This window comes from Winogradskya humida, from assembly GCF_016862215.1.
In the GTDB taxonomy this organism is placed as follows: domain Bacteria; phylum Actinomycetota; class Actinomycetes; order Mycobacteriales; family Micromonosporaceae; genus Actinoplanes; species Actinoplanes humidus.
In genome coordinates this window covers 45,143-62,801 of the sequence record NZ_BOMN01000125.1, presented here as the reverse complement: position 1 = coordinate 62,801, position 17,659 = coordinate 45,143, and the positions used below count along the sequence as shown (strand labels likewise).

The window sequence follows — 17,659 nt, the reverse complement described above, 5'->3', positions numbered from 1 at the left end:
CCGCAGCGGCGAGGGCCAGAAGGGCATGCCGAAGGTGACTCGGCATGACGCCTAAGTTACCTGGTCCGCGGGGTGCCAAGCCGGGGGCGGACCACTCGCAGGACTCGTACCTGCCGGAGCACGGCAACGGCGGGTACCGGGTGGAGCACTACGACCTGGACCTGGAATACCGGATCACGTCCAACCGGCTCGGCGGCAAGGCCACCATCACCGCCGTGGCCGGTCAGGCGCTGTCCCGGTTCTCGCTCGACCTCGGGCGTTTCCGGGTGCAGGACGTCCGGGTCGACGGGTGGCCGGCGAAGCACCTCCAGCGCGGTCACAAGCTTTTCATCAAGCCGCAGCGCCCGATCGACGACGGCGACACGTTCCGGGTCGACATCCGGTATTCGGGGACGCCGCTGCCGATCTCCGGGCGCTGGGGCGACATCGGGTGGGACGAGCTGACCGACGGCGTGCTCGTCGCGAGCCAGCCGAACGGGGCGCCGTCGTGGTTCCCGTGCGACGACCAGCCGGCGGCCAAGGCGACGTATCGGGTGGCGTTGACGGTCGCTTCCGCGTACGCCGTGCTGGTGACCGGTGATCTTGTCTCGAAGTGGCGTGGTGCGGGCGCGACCAGCTGGGTCTTCGAGCGTCGCGAACCCACGTCGCCCTATCTGATGAGCGTCCAGATCGGACGTTACGAGATGATGGAGCTCGCCGCGCCCGGCCCGATCAGGCAGCGCGCCGCCATCCCGCCGCGGTTGCGCGCCGGCGCCACCCACGACCTCGGCCGGCACGGCGAGATCATGGCGACGCTGCAGCGGTACTTCGGGCCGTACCCGTTCAAGGAGTACGTGCTCGTGGTCGCCGACGACGAGCTCGACGACCCGATCGAGGCGCAGGGGATGGCCATCTTCGGCGCCAACCACATCGACGGCAAGCGCACCCACGAGCGGCTGGTCGTGCACGAGCTGGCGCATCAGTGGTTCGGCAACAGCCTCACGGTCGCGGACTGGCGCCACATCTGGCTCAACGAGGGCTTCGCGACGTACGCGGAATGGCTGTGGTCCGAGGTCAGCGGCGGTCTCCCGGCCGACACCCTCGCGGCCCAGTGGCACGGCTACCTCGCGGTCAGCGCGGCCGGCATCCGGGTGGCCGACCCGGGGGTGGACGCGATGTTCGACCCGGCCGTCTACAAGCGCGGCGCGCTCACTCTGCACGCCCTGCGCAAGAAGGTCGGCGCCGGCTCGTTCTTCCCGATGGTCCGCGCCTGGGTGGCCGGGCACCAGCACGCGACGGTGACGAGCGAGGACTTCCGGGCGCACGCGCAGCGCTTCTCCCGCGAACCCCTGGACGGGCTGTTCAAGGAGTGGCTCGACACGCCGGCACTGCCCCCGCTGCCCCGGTGAGGGACGGCCGATTCCCGGTGGCACCCGCGTCGCCGCCCGTGTTCTGATGGAACGCGTCGAGCTCCTGGAGGCGAAGCGATGACCGAGTTGAGCACCCCGCCGTGGGCCGGGACGAAGCCTCCGTGGCTGGCCGACGACAGCCCCGGCTTCCTGGCCCGCATCGGCCAGGGCTGGGCCGAACGCGACGTCCCCGCCCCGGTCGATCCGGCCGCGGCGCGGGCTGCTGTCGCGCACCGGGCCCGGCTCAGCGCCGCACTGCCCGGCCAGACCCTGGTCCTGGCAGCCGGGCAGGCCCGGCCCCGCAACGGTGACGCGGACCACCCGTTCCGCGCGGACAGCGACTTCGTATGGGCGACCTCGTGTCAGGTCGAGGGGTCGGTGCTGGTCATGACACCGGCACCGGGCGGCCACGACGCGGTGCTCTACCTGCCCGCACCGGCCGGGCCCGGTGAGCGTGACTTCTACGCGAGTGCGGCACACGGCGAGCTGTGGGTGGGGCCGTCCGCGGGGCTCGGCGCGTGGTCGGCGGCCCTGGATCTGCCGGTGCGGCCCCGCTCGGCGCTCAAGATGCCCGACCCCTCGCCCGACGCCGATCTGCAGCGGGTCGTCGCCGATCTCCGCATGATCAAGGACGAATGGGAGATCGCCCAGCTGCGCGAGGCGATCGACCACACCGTCGCGGGGTTCGCGGCCGTGGCCGATGAGGTGCCGCGCGCGGTCGCCGACGGGCTGGGGGAGCGCTGGCTGCAGGGCACCTTCGACAGGTACGCGCGGACGTTCGGCAACGGCCCCGGCTACAGCACGATCGTCGGTTCCGGTGACCACGCCCCGATCCTGCACTGGGTCCGCTGCGACGGCCCGGTCCGGCCCGGTGAGACGTTGCTGCTCGACATGGGAGTGGAGGCGAGGTCGCTCTACACCGCCGACGTGACCCGGACGATCCCGGTGGGCGGCGCCTTCTCACCCGTCCAGCGGCAGGTGCACGATCTGGTCGAGGCCTCCCACCGGGCGGGTATGGACCAGGTGCGCCCCGGCGGTCTGTTCTCCGACTTCCACTTCGCCTCCCTGGAGGTCCTCGCCCGCGGCCTGCACGACTGGGGCCTGCTGCCGGTCTCGGTGGACGAGGCACTCGCACCGCGGGGCCAGGAGCACCGCCGCTACATCGTCTGCGGCATCGGTCACCACCTCGGCCTCGACGTGCACGATTGCGGCTCGTCGAACTACGACCAGTACCAGGGCGCGCCGCTTGCGCCCGGCATGGTGCTGACCGTCGAGCCCGGACTGTACTTCCACGCCCACGACGAGACGCTGCCGCCGGAGCTGCGCGGCATCGGCGTACGCATCGAGGATGATCTCCTGGTCACCGCGACCGGGCATGAGGTTCTCTCCGGAGCCCTGCCGATCGACGCCGCCGGCCTGGAGAAATGGGCCGCCCGCTGACCACGGCAGGGGGAGCGCCGCCTGCCGTTCGTGGTGGCCGGGCCGATACGATCGCAGCCGTACATCGGTGGGCGGGTTTTCGGAGGTCAAGTGGCACGGGATGACATCTCGCGGGGCGAAGCGGACCGGCTGCGCGCGCTGGGCGGGGACGACCGGGTGGCCGCGACGTTCGACGTGCTCGCCGGCAAGGGCGTGCTGTGGGTGTGGGGGGACGAGTTCGACACCCTGTTCACCGAGGACGCGCGGCGCACGACCCTGCTGCCGATCTGGCCGTACGCGACGGTGGCCCAGCTGGAGAACGAGGAGGACGCCGAGCCGGGGGAGCACCCGATCGCGATTCCCGTGGACGAGTTCCTGAAGGAGTGGCTGCCGCAGCTCAAGGAGGATGACGCGGACATCGCCATCTTCCCCGTCGACGGGCACAACGCCGGCCAGCTCACGCTCAAGGAATTCCGCGCGAAACTCGACTGAGCGTTTCTCGCAGGGCGGGGGCTATCTCCGTGCCCAGGCGGTGCACGGAGGCCTCGACCAGCGGGGCCGGGAGACCGCCCCAGTCGGCGAGGAGTTGCAGGCGGTCGTAGCCGAGGACCTTGTGCAGGTGGACGAGCTTGTCGATGACGTGGCCGGGCGTACCGATCATCAGGGGCCGGTCGGGGCTGGTGCCGTCGGTGAAGGCCTGCGGGGTGACGACGAAACCGCCGCCTCCGGGGTGCTTGGGCCGCAGAAAGTCGTGATAGTACGGGTACGTCGACGCGGCCTCCGCCTGCGTTTCCGCGCCGAAGTAGTGCGCCGCGACGCCCACCCGCAGCCGATCGGCGTGCCCGGCCCGGGCGCCGGCCGCGCGGTAGAGGTCCACCAGCCCGCGGAGGTGCTCCGGGGAGCCGCCGAGGTAGCCGAGGATCAGCGGCAGGCCCAGCAGCCCGGCGCGGGCGGCGCTGGCCGGGGTCCCACCGGCGCCGATCCATACGGGTAGTGCGGCCTGCACGCCACGCGGCACCACGGCGGCCCGGGTCAGCGGCGGGCGGTGGGTGCCGCTCCAGCTGATCTCCGGTTCGTCGCGCAGGCGCAGCAGCAGGTCCAGCTTCTCGGTGAACACCTCGTCGTAGTCGTTGATGTCGACCCCGAACAGCGCGAACGGCTCCGGGTACGCGCTGCGGCCCACGGTGATCTCCGCCCGGCCGCCGCTGATGAGGTCGAGGGTGGCGAAGTCCTGGTGCACGCGGACGGGGTCGAGCGCGCTCAGCACGGTCACGCCGCTGGTCAGCCGGATCCGGGTGGTGCGCGCAGCGACGGCGGCCAGCACGGGCACGGGCGACGAGACGACGAAGTCCCGGCTGTGGTGCTCGCCGAGCCCGAAGACGTCGAGGCCGAGCTCGTCCGCCTGGACGCCCAGCTCGATGATCTGGGCCGTGCGTGCGGCTTCGGTGACGGTGGTGCCGTCGACCGTACGCGGCTGCCGGTCGGCCAGGCTGGCGACGCCGATTTCTACCACTGACATGATCGGTCCTAAAGTGGAAGGGGTCTTCCGCAACAGTATCCGGAAGAGGACTTCCATTTAAGGGGTGTGGGTGATGTCACGGCAGCCTCGGGCAGACGCGGTGCGCAACCGGGAGCGGGTCCTCGCCGCGGCGGCCGAGGTGTTCGGCGAGTCCGGCATCGACGTGCCGATGAGCGAGGTCGCACGTCGCGCCGGCGTCGGGATCGCCACGCTGATCCGCAACTTCCCAGCCCGCGCCGACCTCGTCGAGGCGACGTTCGGGGCGGCGATGACGGACTACGCGGACACGGCCACCAGGGCAGCGGCGGATCCCGATCCGTGGGCGGCGTTCTGCGGGTTCATCGAGTACGTGTGCCGGATCCCGCAGCGCGACCGCGGCTTCGCGCAGGTCCTGACCACGATGTTCACCGGCGCCGAGCTGCTCGAGGCGCAACGCCAGCGCGGGCTGCGGGAGTTCATCCGGCTCGTCCGCCGGGCCAAGGCCGCCGGGGTGTTGCGGGCCGACTTCTCCCCGCACGATCTGCCGCTGATCCTGCTGGCTACCGGGGGAGTGATGCGCACTCAGACCCCGGCTCTCGCCGCCGCGCAGGACCGGCTGATCGGCTACCTGCTCCAGGCCTGTGCCGCGTCCAATACGAAGCCGCTGCCAGGAGCACCACCGCCGCGGGACCTCTACGCAGCCCTGGAGTTCCGGCGTGGGGGCCAGAGCTGACCCCCGCGCCGCAGTTGCTTAAGCCGCCGGGCCGGCGGAGGACATCACCAGGGCGGCGCGGTCCCAGGCCCGGTGGAGACCGACGGCATTGATCAGATCCTTGGTGTACGCGCTGGACACCCCGTCGCTGAGCAGGATGCCCGGCGCGGTCGTGTCGATGCCCGCCGTGATCAGGGCCTGCTCGCCGTCGCCCCAGGCACCGATGGCCTTGGCGTGCCGGAAGGCCTCCTGCAGCAGCACCGTCAGCTTGATGTCGGCCAGCGCGCCGGCGCCGCCCGCGATGAGGACAGCGTCGTACTCCACCGAGCGGGTGGTGAGCAGGGTCCGTTCGATGATCTCGGTGCGGGCGCCCTTGCCGAGGGTGCCGCCGGCCGGGGCGATGACGCGGACGAAGGCGCCCTTGGCCTCGAAGGCCTTGCGGACCTTGCCGATGCCCGCGAGGTCGGCGCCCGGGGCGGCGACGATGCCGATGACGCGGCCGGCGATCGGGCCGGGGACGGGGGAGATCTGCGACAGGGCCGGGGACGGTTGCACGTTGTCAGCCGGCTTGCCGACCGGTGCCGGCATGCCGAGACCCGCGGCGATCTGCTCGCACAGGTCGGCGTCGACGTTGGCGAGGACGCCCAGGGCGCGTTCCCGGATCGGCTGCTCGTAGACCTTGCCGAGCTCGAACGTGAAGGCCTCGACGATGTGCAGTTTCTCCACCGGGCTCATGCTCGCGTAGAAGAGCGTGGCCTGCGAGAAGTGGTCGTCGAACGAGACCGGGTTGGCGCGTACCTTCTCGCCGTGGACGAGCCGCGGGACCTGGACGTAGCCGCCCTGCGGTTCGGTGGCGGGCTCGGGGCCCTCGTCGCCGGCCAGGCTGTTGGGCAGGTACGGCGCGACGCCGCGGTGGATGACGCTCTGGTGCATGCCGTCGCGCAGGTTGTCGTTGACCGGGGCGTGCGACCGGTTGATCGGCAGCTGGGCGAAGTTGGGGCCACCGAGCCGGGTGAGCTGGGTGTCGAGGTACGAGAACATCCGCGCCTGCATCAGCGGGTCGTTCGTGATCTCGATGCCGGGGACCAGGTGGCCGGTGTGAAAGGCGACCTGCTCCGTCTCGGCGAAGTAGTTGTCCGGGTTGCGGTTCAGGGTCAGCTTGCCGATCGGCTGGACCGGTGCCAGCTCCTCGGGGACGATCTTCGTGGGGTCCAGCAGGTCGATGCCCTCGAACGTCTCCTCGTCGCTGTCCGGCATCACCTGGATGCCGAGCTCGTACTCGAGGAACGCGCCCGCGTCGATCGCGTCGGCCATGTCCCGGCGGTGGAAGTCCGGGTCGGTGCCCGCCGCCAGCTGGGCCTCCTCCCAGACCAGGGAATGCACCCCGGCCACGGGCTTCCAGTGGAATTTCACCAGACTCGTGGCACCGTCGGCGTCGACCAGCCGGAAAGTGTGGACGCCGAAGCCCTCCATCGTCCGGTAGGAACGCGGAATGCCCCGGTCGGACATCGCCCACATGACATGATGGGTGGCCTCGGTGTGCAGGGAGACGAAATCCCAGAAACTGTCGTGCGCGCTCTGTGCCTGCGGGATCTCGCGATCCGGGTGCGGTTTTCCGGCGTGGATGATGTCCGGGAACTTGATGCCGTCCTGAATGAAGAAGACGGGCATGTTGTTGCCGACCAGGTCGACGTTTCCCTCGGCCGTGTAGAACTTCACGGCAAAGCCGCGGACGTCGCGTACGGTATCCGCCGACCCGCGTGATCCGAGCACCGTGGAGAACCGCACGAATACCGGTGTCTCGCGGCCCTGTTCGGCCAGGAAAGGCGCCTTCGTCACCGAGCCGGCACTGCCGTACGCTCGGAAAACTCCGTGCGCGGCGGCACCGCGGGCGTGCACGACCCGCTCCGGAATGCGCTCGTGATCAAAATGGGTGATCTTCTCCCGCAGGTGGAAATCCTCCAGCAGCGAAGGCCCCCGCGGCCCGGCTTTCAGGGAATGATCCGTGTCCGGCAACCGCAGTCCCTCGGCGGTGGTCAGAAAGGCGCCGTTCTGCAGTCCTTGCTCCGGGGCAAGGGCCTTGCTCACGGGGCTGGTTTCCGCAGGATCGAGAGCGGCGGGGGACGGAGCCGGGGTTTTCTTCTTCGCAGCCATGCACAACCTCGATCACATAATGGAAACCATGAACGATGGTCGGGTGCCCGTGGTGAAGCGGCTGAAACATCGATGAATAATCCGGGGGCGCCGGGGCATCCCGTGACAATGCGAGCTCTGACGTGGCAAGGAACCGGCAAGGTGTCCGTGGAAGCCGTGCCGGACCCGGTAATCGAAGAACCGACGGACGCGATCGTGCGGATGACGTCCACCGCGATCTGCGGCTCCGACCTGCACCTGTACGACGTCCTCGGCATGTACCTCGACGCCGGTGACGTCCTCGGGCACGAGCCGATGGGCATCGTCGAGGAGGTCGGCCCCGGGGTCACCCACATCAGGGCCGGCGACCGGGTGGTGATCCCGTTCAACATCTCCTGCGGCCACTGCTGGATGTGCACCCGCGGGCTGTTCGCCCAATGCGAGACCACCCAGACCCGATCGCAGGGTACGGGCGCCTCGCTCTTCGGCTTCTCCAAGCTCTACGGCCAGGTGCCGGGCGGCCAGGCCGAGTTCCTGCGCGTCCCGCAGGCCCAGTTCGGCCCGATCAAGGTGCCGGACGGCCACCCCGACGAGCGCTACCTGTTCCTGTCCGACGTGCTGACCACCTCATGGCAGGCGGCGAAGTTCGCGGACATCGCGCCCGGTGACACGGTGGCCGTCACCGGTCTCGGGCCGATCGGCCAGATGAGCGCCCGGATCGCCCGCCACCTCGGCGCCGGCCGGGTGATCGCGATCGACAACGTCCCGGAGCGGCTCGCGATGGCCCAGCGTCACGGCATCGAGGTGCTGAACTTCGACGAGGTCGACGACATCCCGGCGGCGATCCGCGACCAGACCGCGGGACGTGGCGCGGACAGCGTCATCGAGGCGGTCGGCATGGAGGCCCACGGCACGCCGTTCCAGTCGGCGGCGATGAAAGCGGCGGGGATGCTGCCCGACGCGCTCGCCCGCAAGGCCACCGAGGCGTTCGGCGTCGACCGGATGGGTGCCCTGCGGACGGCGTTCGACGCGGTCCGCCGGGCCGGCACGATCTCGATCATCGGCGTGTACGGTGGCAACGCCGACCCGTTCCCGATGATGGATCTCTTCGACAAGGGCGTGACGCTGCGCATGGGCCAGGCCCACGTGAAGCGCTGGGTCGATGACGTCCTGCCGCTGCTCACCGGCGACGACGACCCGCTCGGCGTGGACGACCTGGTCACGCATCGGGTGCCCCTCGAAGGCGCGCCGGACGCGTACGAGATGTTCAAGAACAAGACGGACGGCTGCGTCAAGGTCGTACTGAAGCCGTGATTCCCGGCGGTGGTCGCCGCCCCACGACGTGGCGGCGACCACCGGGGATCAGGCGTTGACGATGTCCAGGATCCAGCCGGCGATGTTGTCCGTCCGGGCCGGGCTCTCGATCTCGGTGTGCGGGCAGCTCGGCCCGTTGCTCACGACCGCGACCAGCTCCGGGCCCCGCCAGCGCGGCTCGCGGAAGAACGGGCCACCCGAGTCGTACGGGCAGGGCGTCGTGTCGGCCTGCGGAGCCAGCCCCCGCACGCCCAGGGTCGACTCCTGCAGCGACTCCACCTCGAGCTGCCCGGTCTGCAGATGTGTGGCCGGGACCGGGTTGGTGCTGGTCAGCGAGCCGTACCCGGTGAGGCGCAGCACGTCGCCGGCCTCCGGGGCCCGCTTGGAGACCTTGAGCGGCTTGATGTCCGTGATCGGCGACGCCAGCTGCGCGAGCGCCACATCGGCGGTCGCCGACTGCCGGACCGCGACGATTTCGAGGTCGTAACCGCCGGTCCCGGTCGTCAGGTCGGTGCGCCCGACCGTCGCCACGGTCGACGCCGCAACCGGCCGCTCGACCCGCACACTGTTCTCGTCCCGGAAGCAGTGCCCGGCCGTGACCACCCAGTCCGGCGCGATCAGGGCACCGGAACAGGCGCTGTTGCGCGTGCCGCCCCCGAGCACGGGAATCCCGGTCATCGTCAGCTTGACCGAGAACCGGTACTTGCCGTCCTGCACGGCCTCACCGTTGGCGATCGCATTGGCCGGCCCGATGCCGAACATCGCAATCCCCGCCGCGACCACCACAGTGGCCGCGCCGGCGAGTAACCCTACTTTTCTGCGACGCAAAGCTGTCTCCTCGTTCGATGAACGTATCGATGCTCCGCGCCACGCTAGCCCTGCCATTCAAGCCGATCAACTTGACGGCCATCGAGGTGCCCAGATGCCGGCCGGGGCCGCAGTCGAGGACGTGAAGTGCCGCTTCGTGATCGACCTGGGTGCGGCGCCGCGCCCCGCCTGACCAGCGGCGGGGCGCGGCGCATCCCGGTGTCAGCCGATGACGAAGGGCTTGCCGACGGGCAGCTTGGTGCCGGCGGCGTCGTAGGCGGTCCAGTCGCTGGTGTCCGGGAGCTCGTTCTTGGTGACCTTGCCGAGCTTGTACATCGGGTCGTTCTTGTCCGCCTGGAGGTAGACCTGGTCGAGGGGGAACCAGAAGAAGACGACGTTCGGGTCCTCGCTCCAGGTCGCCGTCTTCGCCGTGCGGACCTTGCCGCGGGACTTGACGGTGATCGTGGTGGCGGGGCCGACGTAGTAGCCGTACATCGGGAGGTTGACGTTCTCGGAGGCGGACGGGAGGCCGATGGCGTGGAAGCCGGGGCTGTTGTCCGGGGCCTCCTCGTCGAACGTGTTGTCGCAGAAGGCCTGCGGGTCGGTGGGGGTGGCGGCGCAGACGCGGATGCCGAACTCGATGTCCGGGTATGCCGGGTTGTCGTTGTGGAACGCATTGATCTTGATCTTGGAGTTGCGCTGGCGGATGCCGGTGTCGACCGGCAGGCCCCAGTAGCCGTCCGGGGCGGCGGAGGCCGTCGGCGTGGGCCAGGCGCTCGCGGCCGGGGCTCCCGTCCGGGCAGGGGGTGCCTGGGCCTGCCAGGTCGTGGCGGTCACGCCGCCGGTGACCACGAGGGCCGCCGCCGCGACGGTCGCGATCGCGGCGCGGCGCTTGAGGCGCAGCTTGCGGCCCGCGCTCATGATGTCGTCCAGCGCGGGCGGGAGGCCGTCCTCGTCGCCGTGCAGGGCGGTCCGGAAGGTGTCGAGATCGTTCATGACGTCACTCCGTTCATTATCGGTTCCCCGGTGTCGAGGCTGATCCGCAGCTTGGCCAGCGCGCGGGCGTTGAGGCTCTTCACGGTGCCGACGGCGATGTCGAGCTCCGCCGCGACGTCGCGTTCGCTGAGGTCGAAGTAGTGCCGGAGCACGACCACGGCGCGTTCGCGGTCCGCGAGTTTCGCCAGCGCGGCCAGCAGCCAGCGCTGCTCGGTGATGTCGCCGGCGAGGTCCTGCTCCGACGCCCGGTCGGGGAGGCGCTCCGGCTCGTGGGCGTCCTCCCGGATCGGGCGGCGCCACTGGTCCTTCAGGTGGTTGACCATGATCCGGCGGGTGTACGCGTACGGATCCTGCCGCTGCACCCGCCGCCAGGCCGCGTACGTCTTCACGAGCGCGGTCTGCGCGGCGTCCTCGGCCTGCTGGCTGTTGCCGGTCAGCAGGTACGCGGCGCGGCGCAGGCGCTGGAAGCTCGCCCCCGCGAACTCGGCGAACTCAGCGTCACCGCGCGCCATGGGCTGTCCTCGTTCTCGTCATGTCTTCTGGACGCGCGGGGCGGCGGAAAGGTTCGCAGCGACTTCACAGCTGCGGGGGGTGCTAGCACTCCTGACCTGCCCCGGGCGGCCACGAGATCCTTGAGGGTATGACGACGACAGCTGTGCATCGACCGAGCAGGCCGGCGGCCAGCGATTTCGCCGCCCTGAACAGGACCATCGCCGAAGCGGGACTGCTCGAACGGCGACCGGCCTACTACGCCGTACGCATCAGTGTGGTGGCCGCCATGCTCGTCGGCGGCTGGGCCGCGTTCTTCCTGATCGGCTCGTCCTGGTGGACGCTCGCGGTCGCGGCTTTCCTGGGGGTCGTGTTCTCGCAGGTCGCGCTGATCGCCCATGACCTCGCGCACCGCCAGGTGTTCCGCACGAAGGCGCCCAGCGAGCGGGCGGGACGGATCGCCGCGAACGTCGCCGTCGGAATGAGTTACGGCTGGTGGATGGATAAGCACACCCGCCACCACAACAACCCCAACCACGACGACCTCGACCCGGACGTCCAGCCCGAGGTCCTGATCTGGGCCACCGAGTCCGCGCTCGGCCGCCGTGGCCTGGCGGCGTTCATCACCCGGCACCAGGCGGGCCTGTTCTTCCCGCTGCTCACGCTGCTCAGCATCGACCTGCGGGTGTCCAGCATCAAGGCGCTGGCCCGGCCCGGCATGAAGAAGCGCGGCCTGGAAGCCGGGTTGATGGCGCTGCACCTCGTCGCGTATGTCACCGCGCTGCTCGTCGTGCTGTCGCCGCTGCAGGCGCTCGCGTTCTTCCTGCTGCACCACGCGGTGTTCGGGGTCTACCTGGGCATGACGTTCGCCCCGAATCACAAGGGCATGCCGCACCCGGACGGCGACGAGGACTACCTGCGCAAACAGGTCCTGACCTCGCGCAACGTCAACGGCGGGTTCCTGACCGACGCCGCGCTCGGCGGCCTGAACTACCAGATCGAGCACCACCTGTTCCCCGCGATGCCGACCCCGAACCTGCGCAAGGCACAGCCGATCGTCCGGGCTTACTGCGAGGGGATGGGGGTCGCGTACGAATCGACGAGCCTCGTCGAGTCGTACCGTCAGGCATTGAGCTATCTCCATGAGGTGGGGGCTCCACTTCGGGCGGTGTGACGGCTAAGCTCCTTCGATGGGACGCTGGTTCGCCGTCATCGTTGCCGGTCTGCTCGTCTCCCCGTTGCTGCTCGTCTCCCTGTTGCTGGCGCCCGGACCCGCGCTGGCATACGGACCCGCGCTGGCACACGGCGGCCTCGTCGTGACCACTCCCGCCGAAGGTCAGCAGCTCAGCGCCCCGGCCGACGCGGTCACGCTCACCTTCACCGAGAAGCCCGCGCCGTTCGCCTACTTCACGGTCACGGCCCCCACGGGAGCCCGGGTCGACAGCGGCTGGTCGAACGCCGAACCGGTCCCGCTCACCACCCCGGTCACCGAATACCAGCTCACCGAGGGCGTCTGGCAGCCGCAGGCCTACCGCACCGGCTTCCCCGTCCGGGTCACCGTGAGTCACTGGCCGGTGCCCGGCACCTACGTCGTCGGCTACCACACCGTCGCTTCCGACGGCGACCAGGTCAAAGGCCAACTCCGATTTGTGTACGCCGGAAGCCCGACCCCCGCCCCGCCGAGCTGGCAAGCGCCGGCCGACCAGCCCAAACCGGAACTCCTCGCCGCCGCCGGCCCGTCAGCACCCCCGCAGGCCGCTGCCAAGCCCCCGAACGCCACCAGCGTCTGGGCCTGGCTGGTCCCCGTCCTCCTGCTCACCGCCGCCGTCCTCCTCTACCTCACCGTCCGCCCCCCACGACGCCTCACCGCACGGCCCTGACGACGCCTCACCGCACGGCCCTAACGACGCCTCGCCGCGCAGCCCCCGCGACGCCTCGCCGCGCAGCCCCCGCGACGCCTCGCCGCGCAGCCCCCGCGACGCCTCGCCGCACGGCCCCGGCGGCGCGAGGAGAGCTGACTCGGGCGAGCGTCAGGCGGCGAAGCAGGCCAGGGCGACCAGGGCGCTGAGGACGCCGGCGAGGTGGACGCGGGGGAGTGGCTCGCGGAGGACACCGACGTTGAGCAGGACGGTGACCGCCGGGTACATCGAGGCGAGCATCGCGGCCGCGCCGAGCGCACCCGCCGCGGCGGAAACGGCGAACGTGGCGTCACCGATCGTGTCCAGTGCACCCACGGCCGCGGGGAGCAGGAACCAGCTCGGCGCGGCAGAGCCCGGACGCTCCCGGAACGCCGTGGACCACGCCGGACGGCACATCACGAGCAGCAGGGCAACGACGCCGCCGGTGATCCGGGCGTAGGCCGTCGCGGCATACGGATCACCCGGTGCGGCCTCGTGGAGCAGCACGAAATAGGTGCCGAAGCCGAGAGCCGCGCCCGCCGCCGAGAGCGACGAGCGGAGGGTGGCGGCGCGGTCGGCCTGCGGCTCGCAGGGGCGGCTCGTCAGCACGACAGCGGCGAGGGCGGCGGCCGTGCCCATCGCTTCGGGCAGGCCGAGGTGCTCACCGTGCGCCAGACCCCACGCCAGCGGCATGAGCGCCGCACCCGCCGCCACCGGGGCGACGACCGTGAGTGAGTGGTCGCGCATCGCCCGGTAGAGCAGCCCCATCGCCGGGATCCCGATCATCCCGGCCACGGCGGCCCCTATCAGGACGCGGGCACCACCGGGCAGCGCCTGCGTCCGGTCGGCCAGGTAGAGCAGGGCGATCACCATCCCCATGACCTTGGCGCCCACCAGGACCGCACGCACAGGCAGCCGCCGTGCGCAGACCCCCGCCAAAAAGTCCGACCCACCCCACGCCAGCCCCGCCGCCCCGGCCGCTGCCATCGCCCCGTCCACCGCTGTGTCCCCTCGCTGTCGGACCACGCCGGCCCGCGGCAGCTCCCTCTCCGGACGAATCCGGCAAGAGGGAAACGAGGGTGCCGCCGTCGAGGATTCGCCGGTGACGCAGCGCGGTCCGGCCCGCGGTCGCAGGCGCGTACGGCCGGGGCGACGGCCGGAAAATACTTGGCGGAAAACTGTTACGGGGCGGACGAAGGGGCAGGGGTCGGGGGCGAATCTTGACCGGCTCCGCGCGTACCCGGAAGGTGGTAATGCTCTTAGGTTTGTTTATCGTCTCTCCCCCCGAGGTTCATCCCCGTGCGCACAAAGAAGAAGATTCTCGGCATTGCCGCGGCTTTTGCCGTGGTGGTGGCCGGCGGCACCTATGCCGCGATCGGGCAGGCGTCGGCGGCCACCGGGCCCGCGCTGCTGCCCGTTTCCGTCAGTAACCAGACCGGTCGCGGTGAGGCCGTCTATCTGTACGTGATCGGGACCAACCTGAACACCGGCAAGCTCGGCTATGTCAACGCCGCCGGGTCGTTCGCGAACTGGCCGGCCGGGGCGAACCCGCCGTCCGCGGCTCCCGACGTGGCGATCGGCGGGCCGGGTACCGGTGGCAGCAGCACGTTGCAGCTGCCGAAGGGTATCTCCGGACGGCTCTACTTCTCGTTCGGGCAGAAGCTGAAGTTCTTCCTGACGCCGGACGGCCTCGTGCAGCCGGCGCCGTGGGCGGGTGGCGACGCGAACCGCGACATCCTGTTCGACTGGAGCGAGTTCACCTACAACGATGCCGGGATCTGGCTCAACAGCTCGCAGGTCGACATGTTCGCGGTGCCGCACACCGTGTCGACCAACGGCTCCGAGGGCAGCCACTCGACCGGCACGCTCGTCGCGAACGGCCGGGCCAACGTGATCAACGGGATGAAGTCCGCGGGGCTGTCCGGGTCGGTCTACACCCGGTCGGACGGTACGGTGCTGCGCGTGCTGGCACCGGGTAAGGCGGCCGACACCGGCGGGCTGAGCACCACGTATCTGGACTCGTACATCACGAGTGCGTGGAACGCGTACACGAGCAGGACTTTGACTGTCGTGCCGTTCGGGGATCAGCCGAACCTGAAGTACTCCGGGCGTACGTCGGGGAACGTCATGAACTTCACGAACTCGTCGGGGCAGCAGGTGGCGTCGTTCAGCAAGCCGAGCTCGGCGAACGTGTGGGGCTGTGACGGCGCGCTCGGGGCGCCGAACGACCAGGTCGTCGGGCCGATCGCGCGGACGCTGTGCGCGGCGCTCAACCGGGGCACGCTGGGGACGATCGACACCCAGCCGAGCACCAACGCGGCGGACTTCTACAAGAGCAACCCGACGAATCAGTACGCCAAACTGGTCCACCAGAACATGGCAGACGGCAAGGCGTACGCGTTCGCGTTCGACGACGTCGGCAACTTCGAGTCCCTGGTCCACGACGGCGCCCCCACCTCGGCCGGCATCACCCTGAACCCGTTCACCGGCGGTGGAGGCGGCAGCACCCCGACGACGCAGCCCACGACGCAGCCCACGACGCAGCCCACGACGCAGGCTCCGACAACGCCGCCTGCTTCCTCAGGAACGTCGCTGATCAGTGACTGGAACGGCAAGTGCATCGACGTTCCGGCGGCGAACTATGCCGACGGTGTCCAGGTGCAGATGTGGCCGTGCAACAACCTGACCCCGCAGAAGTGGACCGCCACCGGGGGCACGCTGCGCACCCAGAACGCCAAGTGCCTGGACGTGGCGGGTGGCTCGACCGCGAACGGCTCCGCCATCCAGATCGCCAACTGCTCCGGGAACGCCGCGCAGCAGTGGGTGCTCTCGGCCGCCGGTGATCTCGTGAACCCGCAGGCGAACAAGTGCATCGACATCAAGGACTGGAACTCCGCGGACCACGCGAAGCTTCAGCTCTGGGACTGCGCCGGCACGCAGAACCAGAAGTGGCACAAGGGCTGAGTCACGGACCGTCCGGCCGCGAGACCGCGGCCGGACGGCCTGCCCACGAACGGATGGTGTCCGTTGACGCGTCCAGGCCGCTGATCAGCATGGAATATCGCACCTGACCGGCCCTGCGCCTGCGCTGAGCCCGCCGTCCGAGGCGGTTGAGGTGCAGCACCTGCGCATCGTCGGCCTCGTCGACGAAGACCTCGAACACCGCGATGGGCCACCTCGCCCACACCCGGGTCCGCGCCACCGCGGTATGCGGGATCAGGACCGCGTCACGTCCCGACGTGAATGATCCCGCTGCTGATCGGCTCGGAGACCCAGCGCCCGAAGGTCGCGGACAGCACCAGATAGCCGACGGCACACCCGATGACCGACGCGACGAGACCGATGGTGATCGTGGCGAGCGTCAGGCGCCGGCGCGAACCCACGTATGTCGTCTTCACTGGGCGGGGTGCGTTCCGGACCACTGCTCGATGTCGTCGAGCATGCCGAGACGTTCGGCCAGCGCGCCGGCCTGGAAACGGCTGCGGGCGCCCAGATTCTCCATGAGCGTGGATGCTATCCGGCGGGCGGTGCGCGTGGAGACCCCGAGGCGTTTCGCGACCGCGTCGTCGGTCATGCCGGCGGCGAGCATGTTCAGGGCGGCGGCCTCGGGCGGGGTGAGCCCGGCGTCCTCGCGAGGTGGCGGGTCGCCGAGGTGGCCGGCCGTGCGCCAGAGGTTGTCGAACAGGGCGCACAGGGCGCTCAGCACCCCGCTGCCGGTCAGCATCGTCGCGCCCAGGGAGCTGTCGAGCTCGTCGGCGGAGACCAGGGCGGTCGCGCGGTCCAGGATGATCATGCGGGCGGGCAGAGCGGGGAGCGTACGCACCTCGGCGCCGCGTTCGACGAGCCACCTCGCGTTGTCGAGGGCGGCGTTGCTGTTCTTGATGCTGTCCAGGTAGACCGTGCGCATGCGGACGCCGCGGCCGAGGAGCCGGGCGTTCAGCGGGCGCGACGCGCGCATGTTCTCCTCGGTCGGCGGGGAACCGGGGGCGAACGTCAGCACCTCGGTGTGCACCCGGTCGGTGAGCAGCGCGAGCTGGGTGCGGACCTCGTCGACGCCGACCAGCTGCCGGGCGCCGGTCAGGTCGGCGTCGGGCTGGGTGCTGGAGTATTCCGAGATGATCTGCTCCGCGACGGCGCGGGACTCCTCCACCTTGGACTGGGCGGCGGCGAGCTCGGCCTGCTGACGGCTGTGCAGCACGTCGAAGCCGATCCGCGGGTCGACCGGGTGCAGCTCACCCGAGCCGTGGTCGTGCTGCTGCACCAGGGCCAGCTCGCTGAGCAGATCGAGCGCGGCGCGGACGTCGTCGGGGCCGATAACGAGCCGGCCGGACATCTCGTCCACGCTCGTCGTCGGATTCACCAGCAATTCCGTGTAAACCTTGTCGGCCAGTGCGTACAGCGTCAAGAGATCCACGGTTCTCCCTTTTCCTGTCCCTGTCCATGATTGCACATCGTCAAGGATTCGCATCCGGCGCTCTGGCCGTTTCCGGAACTGTCCTGTTCCGGCCAGATCAACGCCCATGACGTATCAAATGTCCGATGCGACCTTAGACCGATGTACCTCATCCAGGTCCACCTGCGACGGCGGCCGGGCGCGTCCGGAAACGGATCTTGGTGGACCGCGCCGCATGATCGACTGTCCATGATGGCCGGTGTCCGGCACGTGGCGATTCACGTGGACAGCGACCGCGATGTCGTACTCGGTGCATATGTGGTGGCCGGTTCGGTGGTCGCCGCGGAACTCGGCGTACGGGGAATGGTGCTGCGGTGCCTCACCGCGGGCGGCGCGACGCTGGTGCGTTGCGCGGCTGTCCCGATCCGGCCACCGGTGGACTGATCCGGCCACTGCAGGTTGTGTCCAGTCGCATTCCCTGGATTCGCCGCCATGAATGCGTGACGCTTTTGGTAGTTGACCGGCGGGGGACTGGAGGCAAGGAGGCAGATCACCATGCAGGACCGGGACATGGGCTGGCAGTAGGAAAGGCCGGTAAACCCTTCGCACAGG

18 protein-coding genes are annotated in these 17,659 nt (G+C 70.1%); 9 read left to right on the top strand and 9 right to left on the bottom strand.

What is annotated here, in order from left to right; translation table 11 throughout:
* Positions 1 to 44 precede the first annotated feature (44 nt).
* The 3 genes from Ahu01nite_RS43290 to Ahu01nite_RS43280 all read left to right on the top strand — a co-directional run bounded on the left by Ahu01nite_RS43290 (position 45) and on the right by Ahu01nite_RS43280 (position 3,299).
* Positions 45 to 1,388 carry a M1 family metallopeptidase gene (locus Ahu01nite_RS43290; protein ID WP_203842599.1) on the top strand — a complete coding sequence of 448 codons (1,344 nt, stop codon included), beginning with the start codon at positions 45 to 47 and terminating at the stop codon, positions 1,386 to 1,388.
* A gap of 78 nt (positions 1,389 to 1,466) precedes the next feature.
* Complete coding sequence (locus Ahu01nite_RS43285) at positions 1,467 to 2,828, top strand: aminopeptidase P family protein (protein WP_203842598.1); 1,362 nt, start codon at positions 1,467 to 1,469, stop codon at positions 2,826 to 2,828.
* A 90-nt stretch (positions 2,829 to 2,918) separates the two neighbouring features.
* On the top strand, positions 2,919 to 3,299 hold the full coding sequence (locus Ahu01nite_RS43280; protein ID WP_203842597.1) for a DUF2750 domain-containing protein: 381 nt from the start codon (positions 2,919 to 2,921) through the stop codon (positions 3,297 to 3,299).
* Here Ahu01nite_RS43280 and Ahu01nite_RS43275 read toward each other — a convergent pair.
* Entirely contained in the window at positions 3,271 to 4,326 is a 1,056-nt protein-coding gene (locus tag Ahu01nite_RS43275; RefSeq protein ID WP_203842596.1) for an LLM class flavin-dependent oxidoreductase, read from the bottom strand. The genes Ahu01nite_RS43280 and Ahu01nite_RS43275 overlap by 29 nt on opposite strands.
* Before the next feature lie 73 nt (positions 4,327 to 4,399).
* Between Ahu01nite_RS43275 and Ahu01nite_RS43270 the strand changes: the two genes are divergently transcribed.
* Positions 4,400 to 5,038: a TetR/AcrR family transcriptional regulator gene (locus Ahu01nite_RS43270; RefSeq protein ID WP_203842595.1), complete on the top strand. Its 639-nt coding sequence runs from the start codon at positions 4,400 to 4,402 to the stop codon at positions 5,036 to 5,038.
* 18 nt (positions 5,039 to 5,056) lie between these two features.
* On the opposite strand, the gene Ahu01nite_RS43265 is transcribed toward Ahu01nite_RS43270, so the two are convergent.
* Complete coding sequence (locus Ahu01nite_RS43265) at positions 5,057 to 7,171, bottom strand: catalase (RefSeq protein WP_203842594.1); 2,115 nt, start codon at positions 7,169 to 7,171, stop codon at positions 5,057 to 5,059.
* Positions 7,172 to 7,279: 108 nt separating this feature from the next.
* Between Ahu01nite_RS43265 and Ahu01nite_RS43260 the strand changes: the two genes are divergently transcribed.
* A complete protein-coding gene (locus Ahu01nite_RS43260; RefSeq protein WP_203842593.1) occupies positions 7,280 to 8,464 on the top strand; it encodes a zinc-dependent alcohol dehydrogenase in 1,185 nt (394 codons plus the stop codon).
* Between the two features lie 48 nt (positions 8,465 to 8,512).
* On the opposite strand, the gene Ahu01nite_RS43255 is transcribed toward Ahu01nite_RS43260, so the two are convergent.
* The 3 genes from Ahu01nite_RS43255 to Ahu01nite_RS43245 all read right to left on the bottom strand — a co-directional run bounded on the left by Ahu01nite_RS43255 (position 8,513) and on the right by Ahu01nite_RS43245 (position 10,779).
* Positions 8,513 to 9,292: a S1 family peptidase gene (locus Ahu01nite_RS43255; RefSeq protein WP_239159609.1), complete on the bottom strand. Its 780-nt coding sequence runs from the start codon at positions 9,290 to 9,292 to the stop codon at positions 8,513 to 8,515.
* Positions 9,293 to 9,493: 201 nt separating this feature from the next.
* Positions 9,494 to 10,267, bottom strand: a complete 774-nt coding sequence (locus Ahu01nite_RS43250; RefSeq protein WP_203842592.1) for a hypothetical protein — start codon at positions 10,265 to 10,267, stop codon at positions 9,494 to 9,496.
* Positions 10,264 to 10,779 carry a SigE family RNA polymerase sigma factor gene (locus Ahu01nite_RS43245; RefSeq protein ID WP_203842591.1) on the bottom strand — a complete coding sequence of 172 codons (516 nt, stop codon included), beginning with the start codon at positions 10,777 to 10,779 and terminating at the stop codon, positions 10,264 to 10,266. Before Ahu01nite_RS43245 ends, Ahu01nite_RS43250 begins: the two co-directional genes overlap by 4 nt.
* 128 nt (positions 10,780 to 10,907) lie before the next feature.
* Here Ahu01nite_RS43245 and Ahu01nite_RS43240 point away from each other — a divergent pair, with 128 nt between their 5' ends.
* Complete coding sequence (locus Ahu01nite_RS43240) at positions 10,908 to 11,930, top strand: fatty acid desaturase family protein (RefSeq protein WP_203842590.1); 1,023 nt, start codon at positions 10,908 to 10,910, stop codon at positions 11,928 to 11,930.
* A gap of 16 nt (positions 11,931 to 11,946) precedes the next feature.
* On the top strand, positions 11,947 to 12,636 hold the full coding sequence (locus tag Ahu01nite_RS43235; RefSeq protein ID WP_203842589.1) for a copper resistance CopC family protein: 690 nt from the start codon (positions 11,947 to 11,949) through the stop codon (positions 12,634 to 12,636).
* Between the two features lie 150 nt (positions 12,637 to 12,786).
* On the opposite strand, the gene Ahu01nite_RS43230 is transcribed toward Ahu01nite_RS43235, so the two are convergent.
* The gene (locus Ahu01nite_RS43230; protein WP_239159608.1) at positions 12,787 to 13,653 is read right to left on the bottom strand and encodes an EamA family transporter; all 867 of its coding nucleotides are present in this window, start codon (positions 13,651 to 13,653) and stop codon (positions 12,787 to 12,789) included.
* Positions 13,654 to 13,953: 300 nt separating this feature from the next.
* On the opposite strand from Ahu01nite_RS43230, the gene Ahu01nite_RS43225 reads away from it, so the two are divergent.
* A complete protein-coding gene (locus Ahu01nite_RS43225) occupies positions 13,954 to 15,618 on the top strand; it encodes a beta-1,3-glucanase family protein (protein ID WP_203842588.1) in 1,665 nt (554 codons plus the stop codon).
* A 1-nt stretch (position 15,619) separates the two neighbouring features.
* Here the strand turns inward: Ahu01nite_RS43225 and Ahu01nite_RS43220 are convergent, their stop codons facing one another.
* Genes Ahu01nite_RS43220 through Ahu01nite_RS43210 form a run of 3 tightly spaced genes read right to left on the bottom strand, consistent with a single transcriptional unit; the run spans position 15,620 to position 17,068 of the window.
* Complete coding sequence (locus tag Ahu01nite_RS43220; protein ID WP_203842587.1) at positions 15,620 to 15,856, bottom strand: hypothetical protein; 237 nt, start codon at positions 15,854 to 15,856, stop codon at positions 15,620 to 15,622.
* Positions 15,857 to 15,881: 25 nt separating this feature from the next.
* On the bottom strand, positions 15,882 to 16,052 hold the full coding sequence (locus tag Ahu01nite_RS43215) for a hypothetical protein (RefSeq protein WP_203842586.1): 171 nt from the start codon (positions 16,050 to 16,052) through the stop codon (positions 15,882 to 15,884).
* Positions 16,049 to 17,068, bottom strand: coding sequence for a helix-turn-helix domain-containing protein (locus tag Ahu01nite_RS43210; RefSeq protein ID WP_203842585.1), 1,020 nt, complete (start codon positions 17,066 to 17,068; stop codon positions 16,049 to 16,051). Before Ahu01nite_RS43210 ends, Ahu01nite_RS43215 begins: the two co-directional genes overlap by 4 nt.
* A gap of 141 nt (positions 17,069 to 17,209) precedes the next feature.
* Between Ahu01nite_RS43210 and Ahu01nite_RS43205 the strand changes: the two genes are divergently transcribed.
* Complete coding sequence (locus Ahu01nite_RS43205; protein ID WP_203842584.1) at positions 17,210 to 17,491, top strand: hypothetical protein; 282 nt, start codon at positions 17,210 to 17,212, stop codon at positions 17,489 to 17,491.
* Positions 17,492 to 17,659: the final 168 nt, after the last annotated feature.

What these genes read in the sequence shown, in the direction of transcription:
- Ahu01nite_RS43235 (WP_203842589.1), top strand. Translation starts at nt 11,947, where the DNA reads ATGGGACGCTGGTTCGCCGTCATCGTTGCCGGTCTGCTCGTCTCCCCG.
- Ahu01nite_RS43240 (WP_203842590.1), top strand. Translation starts at nt 10,908, where the DNA reads ATGACGACGACAGCTGTGCATCGACCGAGCAGGCCGGCGGCCAGCGAT.
- Ahu01nite_RS43250 (WP_203842592.1), bottom strand. Translation starts at nt 10,267, where the DNA reads ATGAACGATCTCGACACCTTCCGGACCGCCCTGCACGGCGACGAGGAC.
- Ahu01nite_RS43290 (WP_203842599.1), top strand. Translation starts at nt 45, where the DNA reads ATGACGCCTAAGTTACCTGGTCCGCGGGGTGCCAAGCCGGGGGCGGAC.
- Ahu01nite_RS43265 (WP_203842594.1), bottom strand. Translation starts at nt 7,171, where the DNA reads ATGGCTGCGAAGAAGAAAACCCCGGCTCCGTCCCCCGCCGCTCTCGAT.
- Ahu01nite_RS43270 (WP_203842595.1), top strand. Translation starts at nt 4,400, where the DNA reads ATGTCACGGCAGCCTCGGGCAGACGCGGTGCGCAACCGGGAGCGGGTC.
- Ahu01nite_RS43245 (WP_203842591.1), bottom strand. Translation starts at nt 10,779, where the DNA reads ATGGCGCGCGGTGACGCTGAGTTCGCCGAGTTCGCGGGGGCGAGCTTC.
- Ahu01nite_RS43260 (WP_203842593.1), top strand. Translation starts at nt 7,280, where the DNA reads ATGCGAGCTCTGACGTGGCAAGGAACCGGCAAGGTGTCCGTGGAAGCC.
- Ahu01nite_RS43205 (WP_203842584.1), top strand. Translation starts at nt 17,210, where the DNA reads ATGTACCTCATCCAGGTCCACCTGCGACGGCGGCCGGGCGCGTCCGGA.
- Ahu01nite_RS43285 (WP_203842598.1), top strand. Translation starts at nt 1,467, where the DNA reads ATGACCGAGTTGAGCACCCCGCCGTGGGCCGGGACGAAGCCTCCGTGG.
- Ahu01nite_RS43275 (WP_203842596.1), bottom strand. Translation starts at nt 4,326, where the DNA reads ATGTCAGTGGTAGAAATCGGCGTCGCCAGCCTGGCCGACCGGCAGCCG.